Source organism: Enterococcus sp. S22(2020) (genome assembly GCF_020295385.1).
Lineage (GTDB): Bacteria > Bacillota > Bacilli > Lactobacillales > Enterococcaceae > Enterococcus_L > Enterococcus_L dunnyi.
The window spans coordinates 289,159-305,253 of record NZ_JACFUD010000003.1; the positions used below are offsets into that span (position 1 = coordinate 289,159).

Here is a 16,095-nt window from a genome sequence, read left to right on the forward strand (position 1 = left end):
TTTTTCACTAAATACACCTACTTTTCTAATAAAAATGAGAGCACTTCTTGATTAAATAACTCAGGATTCTTTCTTGCAAAAGAGTGTCCTTGTCTGGGGACTAAAACAAATGAAGCCTTCGGAATATTTTTTGCCAGATACATCGAATGGGCACGTTTGATCACATCGTATTTTCCGACAATAACTAATGTCTTAGCTCTAAATTGGCTTAAATCAGTTGTTGAGACATCGATATCTTTTCGCATCAACTGAATAACTGGCAAATATCTTTTTGCTGTTTCACTAATCACTGCAGCTAGGCGAACTAACAGATATTCTAGTTCCGTTAATCCTCTAAAAAAAAGTTTGACTCCTGAAACGGTTGTATTACCAGCGTTTAATACAAGGCGATGAACAGCTTTGGGGTACTTTTTAGTGAAGACCATTGCAACATTCGCACCATCGCTAAAACCAACAAAATCAGCTCGCCGAATATCCTCCTGCTTCATGATCAAATGTAAATCTTCTGCCATTTGGTTAAATGACAAGGTAGTACTTTGATTCGTGGAACGCCCATGTCCACGGCTGTCAACGGTGATCACTTTAAAATGTTGACTGAATTCAGGTAACTGTTTTTCGAAATATTTTCCGCTTCCGCTATTGCCATGAAGAAGAAATAAAGGGAAGCCGGTGCCGCAAATTTCGTAATAGATTTGACTGTGATCAGCTGCTAATAACACTCTTTTTTCTCGTTTCATTTTATTCCCACCTGTCGTTCTTAGTATATCGGTTTTTGACTCGTTTTCAAACCGAAAAGATATTTATTTAGGAACCTTTTATTAAAGAATAATAAAGAATTCAGCATTTATTTAGATTTTTTTTTTAGAATAACGTATGATAAGTAATACCTTAAAAAAGTTTGGATGATATGATGGGCAAATTAGCGAGATTATTTAAAAGATCACTATTATTAATATTATTACTATTGATTATTGTAGCGGGTTATCTTGGCTACGACATTCGTAAAAATGTCAAACATGTGATGACGTTTGAAGCAGAGGTCGAGGAAGCTGTGAAGGAAAACAACATTCCTGAATATAAGAATGTGATTTTAGCAATTATTTATACAGAGTCAAAAGGTAGAGCAGACGACCTGATGCAAAGTAGTGAGAGTGTCTATGGTCAACGACATATGATCGGAACGACCAAAGAGAGTATTGACGCAGGTGTCGCTTACTTAGCTCAATCAGTTGAAAAGGCTGAAGCAGCTGGTTGTGATCAGTGGACTGCGGTGCAGGCATATAATTTTGGGTTGGATTATATTGAATTTGTTAAAGAACGCGGAGGCAAAAATACCGTTCGTTTAGCTGAAGAGTATTCAAGAGATGTTTTGGCGCCTTTATTAGGAAATGACGAGCAAAAAATGTATCGTTATTATCGGCCGCAGGCAGTTTTTCATAACGGTGGTTTTTTATATCGTAATGGCGGAAACATGTTTTATGCAGATATTGTCAAGATGAACATGCAATTTATCAAATGGCTCAAATAAGTAACTACATAATCCTTGAGAATGATCGTTTGTTGAAATTATACGAATTCTCAAGGATTTTCTTGAAGTTCTTTCTATTAACAAGTAAACTAAAGAATGTGTATCTTTAACAAGGAGAAAGTAGGGAAGCTAATTCATGGCAAATAATTTTGATATAAAACAGGGTCTGACTCAATCGGAGGTAGAAGAGAGAAAGAGGCAAGGCCTACAAAATGATTACGAAGAAAATGTTGCAAAATCAACGAAAGACATTATTTACGACAATGTAATGACCTTGTTCAACTTTTTGAACTTTGCCATTGCCATCTGTTTATTTTTTGTTGGGGCTTATTCTAATCTAGCCTTTCTAGCAATTATTTTAGTCAATATGGGTATGGGGATCTATCAGGAGATCCATGCCAGAAATTTAGTCCAAAAGTTATCGATCGTTGCCAAAGAAAGCGTACATGTCGTACGTGATGGAAAAGAAGTCGAGATCGATACCAAAGAATTAGTCATGGACGATATCGTTGTGATTGCAGCAGGTGAACAGGTTCCTTCTGATTTAGAAGTAATTGAAGGAAAAGCAGAAGCAAATGAAGCCCTGCTGACGGGTGAATCTGATTTGATCGAAAAAGTGAGTGGAGATATCCTACTTTCCGGCAGTTTTTTAGCGAGTGGACAAGTCTATGCTAAAGTTATCCATGTCGGAGCTGAAAACTATGCGGTCAAAATTACAGCGGAAGCAAAGGTCCATAAACCAATTCAATCAGAGCTAGTAAACTCGATTCGAAAAGTATCGAAATTTACCAGTTTAGTGATCATTCCATTGGGTGTCATTTTGTTTTTAGAAGGATTTTTGATCAGAGATGCAGGTCTAAAAGGATCTGTCGTCGCTTCAGCAGCTGCTTTGTTAGGGATGCTGCCAAAAGGATTGGTTTTACTGATTAGTATCGCGTTGACAACAGGTGTTGCCAAGTTAGCAAAAAAACGAATTTTAGTTCAAGATATGTATTCTATCGAAACGTTAGCACATGTCGATACACTATGTCTAGATAAGACAGGGACGATCACCGAAGGAAAAATGAAAGTCCAAAAAGTAACAGTGCTTCATGCTGAATATCACGAGAACTTTCCACAGATTATAGGAAGTTATCTAGCTGAAAGTACAGATAATAATATTACGATGCAAGCGATTCGAGATCATTTTGACTTATCAAATCGTTATGGTGCAGAACAAACTTTACCATTTTCTTCTGAGAGAAAATGGGGAGCGATCGATTTTACCGAGCTTGGGACTGTGTACCTTGGAGCGCCTGAAAAATTATTCTCAGATGAACGGCTACCTAAAGAAGTTTTAGATGCTCAGGAAAATGGCTATCGTGTGCTGATGCTGGGGATTGCTGAACACATTCGTTTGGATGAGCAAACGATGCCGCACCTAGAGCCTTTAGCTGTGTTAGAAATCGATGATCCGATTCGCCAAAATGCAAATGAGACACTAGCTTATTTACGTGAAGAAGGCATTGATTTAAAAGTCATTTCCGGAGATAATCCAGTGACGGTATCGAATATCGCTCGCAGAGCAGGTTTGTTCGGTTATGAGTCATATATCGATTTATCTACTTTGAACACAGAAGAACAGGTTCGTAAAGCAGTACATGAGTATACTGTTTTTGGTCGAGTGACACCACAGCAAAAACGAATCATCGTTCGTGAACTAAAAGATAATGACCATGTTGTCGCGATGACTGGTGATGGAGTAAATGACGTTTTAGCTTTGCGTGAAGCAGACTGCAGTATTGCAATGGCAGAAGGAGACGGCGCAACAAGACAGATTTCTAATTTGGTTTTACTCGATTCTGATTTTACGACCTTACCGGATGTTTTATTTGAAGGGCGTCGAGTGGTCAATAATGTCACAAAAGTTGCCAGTATCTTTTTCATTAAAACGATCTATTCATTTATTTTATCCATGATCTGTATGTTCACTGCAATCGCATTCCCATTTATACCGATTCAGATTACATTGATCGATTTGGCTATTGAAGGGTATCCAGCTTTCTTCCTGTCATTCGAAAGTGATAAGCGGAAGGTTAAAGGGAAGTTCTTACCTACGGCTTTGAGAAATGCTTCTGTAAATGCCGTATTAGTTGTGTTAAACATCGTTGCTGTTTACCTGCTTGCTCAGGGACGAGGCTTTAGCCAAATGGAAACAACGACTCTAATGTATTATCTATTGATCGGGATCAGTTGTATGGCTGTGGTTAGAGCGTGTTTACCGTTTAATCCATTACGGATTTTCCTTGCGGTAACAACCATCGGCGGTATTTATGTTGCAGCGATGCTGTTCCACCATATTTTAGAAGTCGGATTTTTAACTAGCCAAACGTTACCGATCTTCGCTGTGATGATGGTGATAAATATTGTCGTAAGAATCATCATTGGATTTTATCAAATGAAACGCGCAGGTAAAACAATCAAGGAGCTTTAAAAGTGAGTGAAAAATAAGGAGGGGAAATGATGAGCGGCGAATATCAAATGCGCAAAACGATTGGAAAATGTTTTCGGTCTTCAACAGATAATTTTAATGGAGTCGTTCGAATCTATGGCAGTCCTTATATGTATCGTGTGATCAACGGTATCCCTGAAAAGGGTGCAATGTTGGAAGTCGTTGATTTTTCTAGTACAGAATTATTTGTAACTGTAAACAACTATTTATTCGAAAGTGATGTGAATTATATTGATAATCCTTAATATTTTAATTTTTATTGTCGTTCTTATTTTAATTTTGGTACTTGTTTCAAAAATGGTGATCATTGTACAGCAGGGAGAAGTGAAGATCGTTGAAAGCTTTGGTAAATATGTTAAAACGATCGATCCAGGGCTTCATTTTTTAATTCCGGTACTTTACAAGGTTAGAGGAAGAGTGTCACTAAAGCAAACGCCTTTAGAAATCGAGTCTCAAAGTGTGATTACCAGAGACAACGTAATCGTGGAAGTTGATGAAGCAATCAAATACCATGTAACCGATGTTCGTGCATTTGTTTATGACAACGAAGATTCTGTGACTTCGATGATTCAAGATTGTCAATCAAATCTACGCGGTATCATTGGTAAAATGGATTTGAATGAAGTACTGAATGGTACGGAAGAAATCAATGTGAGTTTATTCGAAAGTGTCAAAGACATTACTGCTGGATACGGCTTATCTATCGATAGAATCAATATCGGAGAAATCTCAGTTTCAGATGAAATCGTTAATTCAATGAATAAATTGATCACCGCCAGTAGAGATAAAGAATCAACGATCACTATTTCTGAAGGTAGAAAGCAATCGATTATTTTGGATTCTGAAGCGAATGCGTCGCAAATGCAGATCGATGCTGAAGCGCGTGCTAAGCAGACAAAAATAGACGCTGAAGCGCGTGCTGAACGTACGAAAATCGATGCCGAAGCCGAGGCAGAAAGAATTCGCATTACAACCGAAGCCGAAAGACAAAGGATTTTTGCATTGAATCAGGCAATCAAGGATAGTGATTTAAATGATCAAGCCTTAGCTTATCTTGGAATAGAAGCATTTAAAGAAGTGGTGAAAAGTGATACTAATACAGTGATCTTACCAAGCAATATGACTGAATTAGGAAATATTCCTGTAGCGAAAGAATTATGGTCCGCTCAAGATAAGAAAGAGCATTCGACTCCAGAACTTTAAGGGAAATATCGTATTAAACAAGAAAAGAAAACGGTAAGTTGATTATCTGTCTTCTTTTTTTGTTTATACCATGATTTAGGTGACTATATTTATTTTATGTAAACTATAAAAAAGGATTTTTGAGTGAAGAAAATAAATAGGCAATTTACTTGAAAATAATGCTAAATATGATACAATGAACCATGTGTAATTGTGTCTTTTTAAAATCGCGCTGAAGGTTTCAGTGCTTTTTTACTGACTATCACGTGAATTAGCTTTTGGCTTTTTTTAGGAGGTGAGAACAGTGGCACAAAGAATTCCTCAAGAAGTGATCGAGGAAGTGAGGCAACGAACAAACATCGTTGATGTTGTTGGACAGTACGTTCAATTGAAAAAATCCGGCAAGAACTATATGGGTCTATGTCCGTTCCACGAAGAACGTTCCCCTTCATTTTCGGTAGCAGAAGACAAGCAGATATTTCACTGTTTTGGTTGCGGAAAAGGTGGAACTGTTTTTAATTTTCTACAAGAAATCGAAGGAATCAGTTTTCCTGAGTCGGTAAAAAGAGTTGCAGAGCTTGAAAATATTCCGGTATCTATCGACTGGAGCAATTCTTATGATGCGGATACAGCTGAAAATAGCCAAAATCGTAAATTGATCGAGCTGCATAAAAAAGCTGCTGATTTATATCACCATGTATTGATGAACACACAAATCGGCGAGCCTGCGTTGAACTATTTACTAGAACGTGGCTTGACGAAAGAGTTGATTGAAACATTTAAAATCGGCTTTGCTCCGAAAAAAAGAGATTTTTTAAGCCAGGTTTTCCAAAATGAACAAACAGCCGAAGAATTGTTTAAAGAATCAGGTTTATTTATTCAAAGAGACAACGGTGAATTTTTGGATCGTTTTTATCAGCGTGTGATGTTTCCTATCAATGATGATCGTGGAAATATTATTGCTTTTTCTGGACGATTGCTCAAAACAGAAGATTTTTCTGGCGAAGACATGCCTAAATACCTCAATAGTCCTGAGACGGTCTTATTCAATAAAAGAGATACACTCTTTAACTTTGATAAGGCCCGTAAAGAAATTCGTAAAGAGAATACAGTCTTTTTGTTCGAAGGCTTTATGGATGTGCTTGCTGCTTGGCAAGCTGGCATCACTAGTGGTGTTGCCTCGATGGGAACCAGCTTGACGAATGAACAAATCCGAAAGCTAGAGCGAGTCGCTCAAGAACTTGTTATTTGTTACGATGGGGATAAAGCAGGGATCGAAGCAACCAATCGGGCGATTTCCTTATTAAGTGACCATAGTCGTTTTAAGTTGAGTATCGTTAGTATCCCGGAAAAGCTTGACCCGGATGAGTATTTAAGGAAATACGGCAGTGATTCTTTTCGTGAGCTTGCACTTCATGGTCGCGAGACAGTTTTCAGCTTTAAAATGCAGTATCATCGTTTATCAAGAAATATGAACAACGAAAAAGAACAGCTGGACTATGTTAATGATTTACTCCAAGAGCTGCTACTTGTTCAGTCACCATTAGAAAAAGACCGTTATTTGAACCAACTCGCTCAGGAATTTCAATTATCCTTTCATTCTTTGGAAGAACAGTTGAGACAACTTGAAACACAACAGCGTTCCGTCAAAAGAAGCGAACGACAGCAAGCAACAGCACCGCCGCCTGTTTTAGAAATAGACGGGATGATCGAACCACCTGAATTTTTTGAAGAAGAAGCGATGCCTTCTGCTCAAAATAAATTGCCTTTGACTCAAGTAGAAAAGGCAGAGCGAACATTGATTTATCGTTTAATGAATGAACAGGGGATTCGTAATCAGGTCATGCAGCTGGCTGACTTTAGTTTTGCTCATGATCAGTATCAAGAATTATATTTACTTTTGGATGGCTATATGAGTATTCATAGTGATTTTTTACTAGCTGATTTTGTTGATTATTTGAAAGAAGATTCGACAAAGAAACTCGCTATTGATATCTCTCTTCAAAAGATTTCTGAAGAAAGTTCGGATCGTGAAATTGCAGATGTCATACGAGTGATCCAAAATTCCAGCTTGGAAGAACAAATTTCTTTGAAACAACAGCAAAAAAAGGAAGCAGAACGTATCGGCAACAAACAATTAGTTGATGAATTATCCATTGAAGTCATCGGCTTAGTAAGACAATTGCAAAAAAGTCGTACAGCCTCTTAACGAACTGTTCAAGAGCATGTATTTGACTATTATTTATAGATTTAGCTGAATGGAAAAATGAAGGGGGCCTTCTTTTCATGGAAAAAGAAACAGAAAAAAAATATGCAGCTGCACTGGCAGCCTTTATCAAGAAAAACAAGCCTAAAGGAACTGTTTTTTATGATGATTTAACAAACACATTAGCAACACCATTTACATTGAATGCAGATGAAATGGAAAAATTGATTCAAAAAGTTGAAGACGCTGGAATCAGTGTTGTAGATGAAAATGGCGACCCTAGTGAACATAGTCTGAAAAAAGATGAAAAAGTTGCTGAAAAGGCCCAAATGGAAGATTTATCTGCTCCTACGGGTGTCAAGATCAATGACCCTGTGCGTATGTACCTAAAAGAAATCGGCCGCGTTCAATTACTGACAGCGGCAGAAGAAGTTGAACTTGCCTTGAAGATCGAAGAAGGCGATCAAGAAGCGAAACAGCGTTTAGCTGAAGCTAACTTACGTTTGGTTGTTTCTATTGCAAAACGTTATGTTGGCCGTGGTATGCAGTTCCTTGATTTGATTCAAGAAGGAAATATGGGCTTGATGAAAGCCGTTGAAAAATTTGATTATCGTAAAGGGTTCAAGTTTTCAACCTATGCGACTTGGTGGATCCGTCAAGCAATCACACGTGCGATCGCTGACCAAGCAAGAACGATCCGGATTCCAGTGCATATGGTAGAAACGATCAATAAATTGATCCGAATCCAACGTCAATTACTGCAAGATTTAGGCAGAGAACCAACGCCGGAAGAAATCGGAGCAGAAATGGATTTACCTACTGAAAAAGTACGTGAGATTCTAAAAATCGCTCAAGAGCCAGTTTCTTTAGAAACACCGATCGGTGAAGAGGACGATTCTCATCTTGGTGATTTTATCGAGGATCAAGATGCAACAAGTCCGGCTGAACATGCAGCGTATGAATTGTTGAAGGAACAATTAGAAGATGTCTTAGACACATTAACTGATCGTGAAGAAAATGTTCTTCGTTTGCGTTTCGGTTTAGATGACGGACGTACTCGCACATTAGAAGAAGTTGGAAAAGTTTTTGGTGTAACTCGTGAGCGTATTCGTCAAATCGAAGCGAAAGCATTGCGTAAATTACGCCATCCATCTCGTTCTAAACAATTGAAAGACTTTTTAGAATAAGAATAGGTACAGTTAAAAATGAATAAAAATAGCTGATAGGACGCTGTTTATCTAAGTTTTAAAGTGAAGCAAAACTTTTGTTTAGTTTTGCTTCACTCTTTTTTTAAATAATCGTAACAAAAAAGTTAGATAGTACATATTGGAAGAACAGCATTTTTATGGTAGATTAGATTTACTTGAATGATAGAATGTGAGGCGGAATGAATGACGAAACAATGTCCAAATTGCGGAACTGAAATAGATAATAAAGAAGAAATCTGTCCAAACTGTGGTCATTCTTTTAAAGAAGACCAAAAAAGTGAAAAGATTTCAACTGAGGAAACGAACACTGAAGCGACGATCAATGAGGAAGAGTCATCCTCAAGTTTTCTTAATAAGGAACAAAATGAAAATATTGAATGGTCTGAATTGAAAGATATGAGTATTGGTCATGTAATGACGATGTTCAATGAGCAGCAAGAAGATACAAGTGCGACTGCTGAGGAAAGCACAAATGACTCTGAGAAAATAATCGAAGAGAAAAAGACTAACCTCGAAGACACAGCTGCGTTAGCCCAATATATCAATGACCATAAAAATGAAGAAATAAAAGACGAGTTATCTTCTGATGAGAAAACAAAAGATGCTGAAAAGACCAATGAAAATGAAGAGCTTAAAGAGCCGATGACTTCTGAAGAAACAGAACAAGCTGCTGAGCCGGAAGTAGAATCTACTGATAAAGGACAAGATGAAGTGAAGCCTATAGAAGAGGATAAACAACAGAATGAAAAATCGATAAATAATACATCAAAAGAAGGAATTTCTAAATTCGTTAAACCAGAAGAAAAACCAATCGGTCCTAAAGCATTACCGAAAGAAACAACTGAAATCCCTTCAAATAGTAAAAAGCCAGAAGAAATCGAAATGGACGCAGCACCGATCTTTTTTAAAGATGGGGAAGAAGGATCGTCTTCTGCTAAAGATCATTTCGCTAAACCGGCGGCTCCATCTAGTAAAGCTGAACCTAAATCTGACAATCCAAAACCATCAAAACCAAAAAACTATAAAAAATTATCGATTATTTTGGCGGCGGTCGTAGTACTAGCAGGAGGCTCGTGGTTTGCTTATAGCCAAACACAAAAGAAATCTTCTGATGGAACAAAAGTGTCTGAAACGAATGAAAAACTTGCTTCTCAAACAGAAAAAGAATTGAATAGTTATTTTACAGATGATAAACAGCTGTTTATCAAGCCGGAGATGGTCAATCTTAGTCCGAAAACCATCAAAGAAAATTTGGACACATTGAAAGATGATAAAGATCACAAAAAACTACAAGCATTGTATGATAAAGTGACGACGAAGCAGGCTGCACTTTCACAGGTCAATGAGCTATTTGATCAACCAGTTATTTCTGGAAACAAATTAAATGATGTTGCAATCAAGGCCGATAAAAAAGTCGATATTAGTAAATATGATGAAAAAGATGCTTTTGACAAATTGATCAACCAAGGAATCGATCAAGCAATCGCACAATATGATCAATTACAAAAAGCCAAAGCTGCAGTTGAAGTTGTCTACAAGGATAACCAAACGACTGAAGCCTTGACAAGAGAAACCTATAATGCTGCAAAAGCCGAAGTCGATCAAGTCAAGAGTGAAACGTTACGTAAGCCGTTAACAGAAGCACTGGCAAAAGCTGATCAAGCATTGACTGAACTAGAAACAGCAAATGCAGCACAACAGCAAGCGGCATCTGCTCAAGCGAGCGGACAGTCGTCAGCGGGGAACACAGCTGTTTATGATGAGCAAGGAAATACTGTACAACTTGCAAATGGCGGACAACCAGATGCAAGTACATTCACGCCTGCAAATGCTGATGGTGTTTATACAGCTCCTGTTTATACGGCAGATGCAAATGATGTTAGCGATATGAGTAACCCAGCATGGGTCTGGGCACCTGGGATCCAAGATAAAGTCATTGCTACTTGTATTGAACGTGGCTACATTACAGCAGGTAATTACTCATTACAACCTGCTAGAATCATTGATGGGGAAGGCTATTATAATCTCTATGGCGGAGATGGTCAGTATTTAGTTACGATCAATGCTAAAACAGGCTGGTTCAAAGGAAATGCTTCAAGAAATGCTGGAAGATGATCATTTTTTTGAGAAGAAATAGATGAGGCAAAGGTCTTTGTACTTTTGTCTCGTTTTCCTTCTGAATCAATCTATATAGGCGCTTATGCAAGCATGAAATAGAAAAAATGAGTTTCTGTATTTTTAAAAGCATCACTAATTGTCTTGATAAACGCCCTATGGTGAAAATAGCCAATGACGATTGGCTAAATACAAGGAGAAACAGTATGGAAAAAAAAGAATATAACACATTCAAAGAAGGGGTAAAGGCTTGTGTACCAACCATTTTAGGCTATTTAGGCATCGGGATCGCTGCAGGAGTCGTTGGGAAAAACGTTGGCCTATCGATTTTGGAAATTGCTTTAATGTCCATTTTGGTTTATGCCGGAGGTGCACAATTTATCATTTGCGGCATGCTCGCAATACATTCACCAGTTTCTGCAATTATCTTTACCACTTTTTTAGTAAATTTACGTCATTTTTTGATGAGCATGTCCGTTGCGCCATATTTTAAACAAGAGCCTCTGATCACAAGTATTGGGATCGGAACACTTCTGACAGATGAATCGTATGGGGTTTTGATGTCAGCTTTAAATAATGAAAATCGTGTCTCTTCGGCATGGACACACGGCTTGAATATCACAGCTTACGCTGCTTGGATTTTCGCCACTGTCATTGGAGGATTATTGGGTACTTGGATTCCAGATCCAAATTTACTTGGCTTGGATTTTGCGTTAGTTGCGATGTTTGCCGGCTTATTCATATTGCAATTGGATGATCCAATAAAAAAACATACCAAAGAAACATTGATCGTTTTAGGAACGGTGATCGTTTCACTTTATCTATTTATGGGATTCTTTTCCCCAGAACTTTCTGTTTTATTTTCTACACTATTAGGTTGTACAGTCGGGGTGGTGAATTATCGTGATGAATAATTATGTGCTGCTGACTATTTTAGGATGTTCATTAGTTACTTGGATTCCGCGGATTTTACCGTTCCTGATCTCAAAACGTGTAGATTTTCCTAAATGGTTTTTACGATTTTTATCGTTTATTCCTATTTGTATCTTGACTGCACTTTTATTTCAGAGTATTTTAGAGGCTCAGACAACAGGTTTCCCCCGGGTAAAAGTAATAGAAGCATTAGGCTGTATTCCCACTTTACTCGTAGCTATTCGTACGAAAGACTTAATGAAAACCGTTTTAGTCGGGATCGTAACGGTAGCTTTACTACGCATTTTTTTAGGCTAAGGCCAGAAGGAGCATACTATGAATGAATTATTAGCAAAAATTTTTACCGCATTGGTGATCGATGAAAATGACGGATATTACTTTTTACAAAAAAACGGGATCACTTTTCGTTTAGCAAAAGAAGAAGGAGCTCATGAAATCGGTGAGGCAGTTGAAGGATTCGGCTACTTAAATCAAAAACAAGAGCCGGAAATGACAACGGTGATCCCAGCAGCTCGAATCGGTCAATTTGCTTTTGGGACGGTAACGGGTACTAGAAGAGATCTGGGCGCTTTTGTCGATATTGGCTTAAAGGATAAGGATGTAGTAGTCTCTCTTGATGAATTGCCTGTTATGCGCGAATTATGGCCTAAGAAAGATGACCAACTAATGATTGCACTCAAAGTCGATGACAAAGACCGTATTTGGGGTGAATTAGCAGATGAAAAATTGTTTAAAGCAATGGCTAAGCCTGGAACTGAAGACCTTAAAAACAAAAATGTCAGCGGCATCGTTTATCGTTTAAAGATGGCAGGTACTTTTGTTCTAACAGATGATTTTCAAATTGGCTTTATCCATCCTTCCGAACGTTATCAAGAGCCGCGTTTAGGTGAGAAAGTAAATGGCAGAGTCATTGGTGTGCGTCCTGATGGTGTGCTGAATCTTTCATTGAAACCTAGAGGATATGAAGTCATTAGTGATGATGCGCTGATGATTTTGACCTTCTTAGAAAGAGCTGCAGATCATAAGATCCCTTTTACTGATAAATCGAATCCTGAGGAAATCAAGCAGACATTTGGTATCAGCAAAGCTCAATTCAAGCGGGCGATCGGCAGCTTGCTAAAACAAGGGAAGATCAAGCAGGAATCTGGTTTTACTATTTTATTGGAAAAAGAGAAGAAATAAATCTTTTTTCATTCTAATTGAGAATCACTTGCAAATGTTCTTCAGTTATTTTATACTAATTATAATCTAATTCTAGGAATTAAGTTCCTAGTTTAAAATCATTCTAAATAAGGGGCTGCCAACTATGGATTCAACTGCTGCTTTAAAGAAAACGAAACAACAATTGCATGAATCTGGATTCAAACTAACGCCTCAACGAGAAGCAACGGTTTTAGTCTTACTAGAAAATGAAAAAGATCACTTATCAGCAGAAGAAATTTATTTTTTAGTCAAACAAAAAAGCCCTGAAATTGGTTTAGCAACTGTTTACCGCACACTGGAAATATTGACGGATCTAAAGGTCGTCGATAAAGTAAGTTTTAATGATGGATTAGCCCGTTATGATTTACGTAAAGAAGGTGCAAAGCATTTCCATCATCATTTGCTATGTTTGGAATGTGGCAATATTCAAGAAGTAGAAGAGGACCTTCTCGGTGAAGTCGAGCAAGTGATTGAGCAACGCTATCATTTCATGGTGAAAGATCATCGCTTAACCTTTCATGGTATTTGTGAAGAATGTCAGCAGAAAAAGAAAAGTCAAACAAAAGAATAGTGTTCTATTTGAAAAAGCCAAACGTGTATTTTAGATACTTTTGTTTGGCTTTTTGTCGTTTATTTGCAAAAATGATTGACAATCCTTGAAGAATCTCATACAATAGCTTCAATAAACAATAAAAGTATCGATAAGAACTAGTAAGATAAGACAGTTGTACAGAAAGTAGCCGGTAGTTGAGAGGCGCACAAACTTGGATTATCCGAATTCCTCTTTGAACTTCACACCGAATGAAGTAGGCTGTGACGGTTAGTGCGCGCCCGTTATTGTGCCAGGGTATATATTTGTACCTATTAAGACAATGAGTGTGAGCTGATTGTAAACAAAGGTGGTAACACGAGTCAATACGTCTCGTCCTTTTCAGAAATGAAAAGGCGGGGCTTTTTTTATTGTTTGAGTACTAGAAAAATGAGGGGGAGTTATTCTATGAGTTTTAAAGCATTAAGCAAGACGATCGATTTTGATCAAGTAAAATCTTTGTCTACATTAACGAAAGAGCAAGCGGAGAAAAAAGCACTTCGAGATCATGAATTGAAGGAGATCATAGAAGGGAAAAGTCAAAAGATTTTATTATTGATCGGCCCATGTTCTGCTCATGATGAAGAAGCTGTGATGGAATATGTTACTCGTTTAGCAAAATTGCAAGAAAGAGTACAGGATAAAGTTTTTATGGTTCCGCGTGTTTATACGAATAAACCAAGAACAAATGGCGACGGCTATAAAGGGCTGCTTCATCAACAAAATCCAGAAGGTGAAAGTAACCTGATCAAAGGTATCGCAGCTGTCCGCAGTCTCCATAATCGTGTAATCAGTGAGACAGGATTGACAACAGCAGATGAGATGCTTTATCCAGAAAATTTAGAATTTGTACAGGATCTAGTCAGCTACATTGCAGTTGGTGCTCGTTCAGTAGAAGATCAGCAACATCGTTTTGTGGCTAGCGGGATCGACCAGCCTACAGGAATGAAAAACCCAACTAGCGGCAACTTAAATGTACTGTTCAACTCTTTGTATGCAGCACAACAAAAACAAGAATTTATTTTTAATGGATTAGAAGTGGAATCTAGCTCAAACCCATTGGCTCATGTTGTTTTACGTGGAGGGTTAAATGAGTATGGGAAAAATATTCCTAATTATCATTATGAAGATCTATTGAAAGTAGTAGAATTATACAAATCAGGTGGGTATAAAAATCCATTTATTGTGATCGACACTAATCATGATAATTCTGGTAAACAATACAAAGAACAGATCCGAATCGTCAAAGAAACATTGATCAATCGTTCTTGGAACAATGATATGAAACAATGGGTTCGCGGCTTTATGATCGAAAGTTTCCTTGAAAGTGGACGGCAAGAAGCAAACGGCAAGGTGTTTGGTCAATCTATCACCGATCCATGTTTAGGCTGGGATGAAACGGAACGTTTAGTTGAATATATTGCTGAGAATGCGTAAATAATTTCAGCAATGAAAAAAGCTCTCAAAGCAAAATAATTGCTTGTGAGAGCTTTTTTACGATCATGATTTATAAATTAGCAAATTTTTCCAGTAAGCGAATCATTTGGCAAGTAAAGCCATATTCATTGTCATACCAAGCAACGGTTTTGACTAATTGGAATTCACCAGCAGAAGTGACTTCTGTTTGAGTTGGGTCGAAGATCGATCCTTCTGTAGTACCAATGACATCACCTGAAACGATTTCGCGGTCATCATAGCCGAATGAAGGATTATCAACTGTATGTTTTTTGATTGCTTCATTGACTTGGTCTGCAGTTACTTTTGTTTTTAGAATCGATACTAATTCAGTTAATGAACCGTCAACAACAGGAACACGTTGCGCATGGCCTTGTAATTTTCCATTCAATTCCGGAATAACTAAACCAATTGCTTTAGCTGCTCCAGTAGAGTGAGGGATCGTATTATCAGCTGCAGAACGAGCGGCACGCAAGTTTCCACCTTTGACTGGACCGTCTAAAAGCATTTGAGTAGAAGTATACGCATGGACCGTAGTCATTGTGCCGACTTCAATACCAAACTCATTGTTTAAGAAAAAGGCCATCGGTGCTAAACAGTTTGTTGTACATGAGCCAGCTGAAATAATTTTGTCATCAGGAGTCAATGTATCATCGTTTACGTTGTATACGATCGTTTTCATGTCTCCAGCAGGAGCAGAGATCACAACTCGTTTTACACCAGCATCTAAGTGAGCTTGTGCTTTCGCTTCAGAAGTATAAAAACCAGTACATTCTAAAACGATGTCGACACCATTTTCTTCGACCCATTTCAATTTGCTGGCATCAGCTTCTGCATAGACTTTTGTTTCTTGCCCGTCAACTACAATTGAATCGTCAGTTGCAGTTACTTTTCCAGGATAAGTACCATGAGTAGAGTCGAACTGCAATAACTGAGCCAACATAGTCGGACTAGTCAAATCATTGATCGCCACCACTTCAATATCATCAGAAACCTCTTTGATTCGACGGAACGCAAGGCGTCCAATACGTCCAAATCCATTAATACCTACTTTTACTGTCATGCTAAATTTCCTCCTTTGATAGTTAAGGTTAAGACAATATCAAGAAATAGGTTAACTATTTTGATACCTTCTCACCATTTATCCAAAATTTTGAACACAAAAACAGTACATAAAATGAATAA

14 protein-coding genes and 1 other annotated feature are annotated in these 16,095 nt (G+C 37.8%); of the genes, 12 read left to right on the top strand and 2 right to left on the bottom strand.

From position 1 onward, the window contains the following. Positions 1-17: 17 nt before the first annotated feature. Positions 18-737, bottom strand: a complete 720-nt coding sequence (locus H3T55_RS07115; RefSeq protein ID WP_225533926.1) for an alpha/beta fold hydrolase — start codon at positions 735-737, stop codon at positions 18-20. Positions 738-910: 173 nt separating this feature from the next. Here H3T55_RS07115 and H3T55_RS07120 point away from each other — a divergent pair, with 173 nt between their 5' ends. From H3T55_RS07120 to H3T55_RS07175, 12 genes are all read left to right on the top strand, one after another. Next, entirely contained in the window at positions 911-1,528 is a 618-nt protein-coding gene (locus tag H3T55_RS07120; protein ID WP_207114545.1) for a lysozyme family protein, read from the top strand. Between the two features lie 136 nt (positions 1,529-1,664). After that, positions 1,665-4,001: a cation-translocating P-type ATPase gene (locus H3T55_RS07125; protein WP_225533927.1), complete on the top strand. Its 2,337-nt coding sequence runs from the start codon at positions 1,665-1,667 to the stop codon at positions 3,999-4,001. 29 nt (positions 4,002-4,030) lie between these two features. After that, on the top strand, positions 4,031-4,264 hold the full coding sequence (locus H3T55_RS07130; protein ID WP_087640131.1) for a hypothetical protein: 234 nt from the start codon (positions 4,031-4,033) through the stop codon (positions 4,262-4,264). A 52-nt stretch (positions 4,265-4,316) separates the two neighbouring features. Continuing rightward, entirely contained in the window at positions 4,317-5,222 is a 906-nt protein-coding gene (locus H3T55_RS07135; RefSeq protein WP_412523567.1) for an SPFH domain-containing protein, read from the top strand. Between the two features lie 283 nt (positions 5,223-5,505). Then, positions 5,506-7,410: a DNA primase gene (gene dnaG / locus H3T55_RS07140; RefSeq protein WP_087640129.1), complete on the top strand. Its 1,905-nt coding sequence runs from the start codon at positions 5,506-5,508 to the stop codon at positions 7,408-7,410. A gap of 77 nt (positions 7,411-7,487) precedes the next feature. Further along, positions 7,488-8,594 (top strand): RNA polymerase sigma factor RpoD, encoded by a 1,107-nt coding sequence (gene rpoD / locus H3T55_RS07145; RefSeq protein ID WP_087640128.1) that lies wholly within the window; start codon positions 7,488-7,490, stop codon positions 8,592-8,594. A 204-nt stretch (positions 8,595-8,798) separates the two neighbouring features. Beyond that, a complete protein-coding gene (locus H3T55_RS07150) occupies positions 8,799-10,730 on the top strand; it encodes a cell division site-positioning protein MapZ family protein (protein ID WP_225533928.1) in 1,932 nt (643 codons plus the stop codon). A gap of 206 nt (positions 10,731-10,936) precedes the next feature. Further along, positions 10,937-11,644 carry an AzlC family ABC transporter permease gene (locus tag H3T55_RS07155; protein WP_225533929.1) on the top strand — a complete coding sequence of 236 codons (708 nt, stop codon included), beginning with the start codon at positions 10,937-10,939 and terminating at the stop codon, positions 11,642-11,644. Further along, positions 11,634-11,960, top strand: coding sequence for an AzlD domain-containing protein (locus H3T55_RS07160; RefSeq protein ID WP_412523568.1), 327 nt, complete (start codon positions 11,634-11,636; stop codon positions 11,958-11,960). Before H3T55_RS07155 ends, H3T55_RS07160 begins: the two co-directional genes overlap by 11 nt. Before the next feature lie 18 nt (positions 11,961-11,978). Further along, entirely contained in the window at positions 11,979-12,845 is an 867-nt protein-coding gene (locus H3T55_RS07165; RefSeq protein WP_225533931.1) for a S1 RNA-binding domain-containing protein, read from the top strand. Between the two features lie 124 nt (positions 12,846-12,969). Further along, on the top strand, positions 12,970-13,437 hold the full coding sequence (locus H3T55_RS07170; RefSeq protein ID WP_225533932.1) for a Fur family transcriptional regulator: 468 nt from the start codon (positions 12,970-12,972) through the stop codon (positions 13,435-13,437). Positions 13,438-13,555: 118 nt separating this feature from the next. Beyond that, positions 13,556-13,799: a binding site (T-box leader), on the top strand. 64 nt (positions 13,800-13,863) lie between these two features. Beyond that, on the top strand, positions 13,864-14,892 hold the full coding sequence (locus H3T55_RS07175) for a 3-deoxy-7-phosphoheptulonate synthase (RefSeq protein ID WP_225533933.1): 1,029 nt from the start codon (positions 13,864-13,866) through the stop codon (positions 14,890-14,892). A 70-nt stretch (positions 14,893-14,962) separates the two neighbouring features. Here the strand turns inward: H3T55_RS07175 and gap are convergent, their stop codons facing one another. Further along, a complete protein-coding gene (gene gap, locus H3T55_RS07180; protein WP_087640121.1) occupies positions 14,963-15,973 on the bottom strand; it encodes a type I glyceraldehyde-3-phosphate dehydrogenase in 1,011 nt (336 codons plus the stop codon). Between the last annotated feature and the right edge of the window lie 122 nt (positions 15,974-16,095).

Bases quoted from the DNA above. Each gene is read 5' to 3' on its own strand.
- H3T55_RS07115 (WP_225533926.1), bottom strand. From the start codon at position 737: ATGAAACGAGAAAAAAGAGTGTTATTAGCAGCTGATCACAGTCAAATC.
- H3T55_RS07120 (WP_207114545.1), top strand. From the start codon at position 911: ATGGGCAAATTAGCGAGATTATTTAAAAGATCACTATTATTAATATTA.
- H3T55_RS07125 (WP_225533927.1), top strand. From the start codon at position 1,665: ATGGCAAATAATTTTGATATAAAACAGGGTCTGACTCAATCGGAGGTA.
- H3T55_RS07130 (WP_087640131.1), top strand. From the start codon at position 4,031: ATGAGCGGCGAATATCAAATGCGCAAAACGATTGGAAAATGTTTTCGG.
- H3T55_RS07135 (WP_412523567.1), top strand. From the start codon at position 4,317: ATGGTGATCATTGTACAGCAGGGAGAAGTGAAGATCGTTGAAAGCTTT.
- rpoD (WP_087640128.1), top strand. From the start codon at position 7,488: ATGGAAAAAGAAACAGAAAAAAAATATGCAGCTGCACTGGCAGCCTTT.
- H3T55_RS07150 (WP_225533928.1), top strand. From the start codon at position 8,799: ATGACGAAACAATGTCCAAATTGCGGAACTGAAATAGATAATAAAGAA.
- H3T55_RS07155 (WP_225533929.1), top strand. From the start codon at position 10,937: ATGGAAAAAAAAGAATATAACACATTCAAAGAAGGGGTAAAGGCTTGT.
- H3T55_RS07165 (WP_225533931.1), top strand. From the start codon at position 11,979: ATGAATGAATTATTAGCAAAAATTTTTACCGCATTGGTGATCGATGAA.
- H3T55_RS07170 (WP_225533932.1), top strand. From the start codon at position 12,970: ATGGATTCAACTGCTGCTTTAAAGAAAACGAAACAACAATTGCATGAA.
- H3T55_RS07175 (WP_225533933.1), top strand. From the start codon at position 13,864: ATGAGTTTTAAAGCATTAAGCAAGACGATCGATTTTGATCAAGTAAAA.
- gap (WP_087640121.1), bottom strand. From the start codon at position 15,973: ATGACAGTAAAAGTAGGTATTAATGGATTTGGACGTATTGGACGCCTT.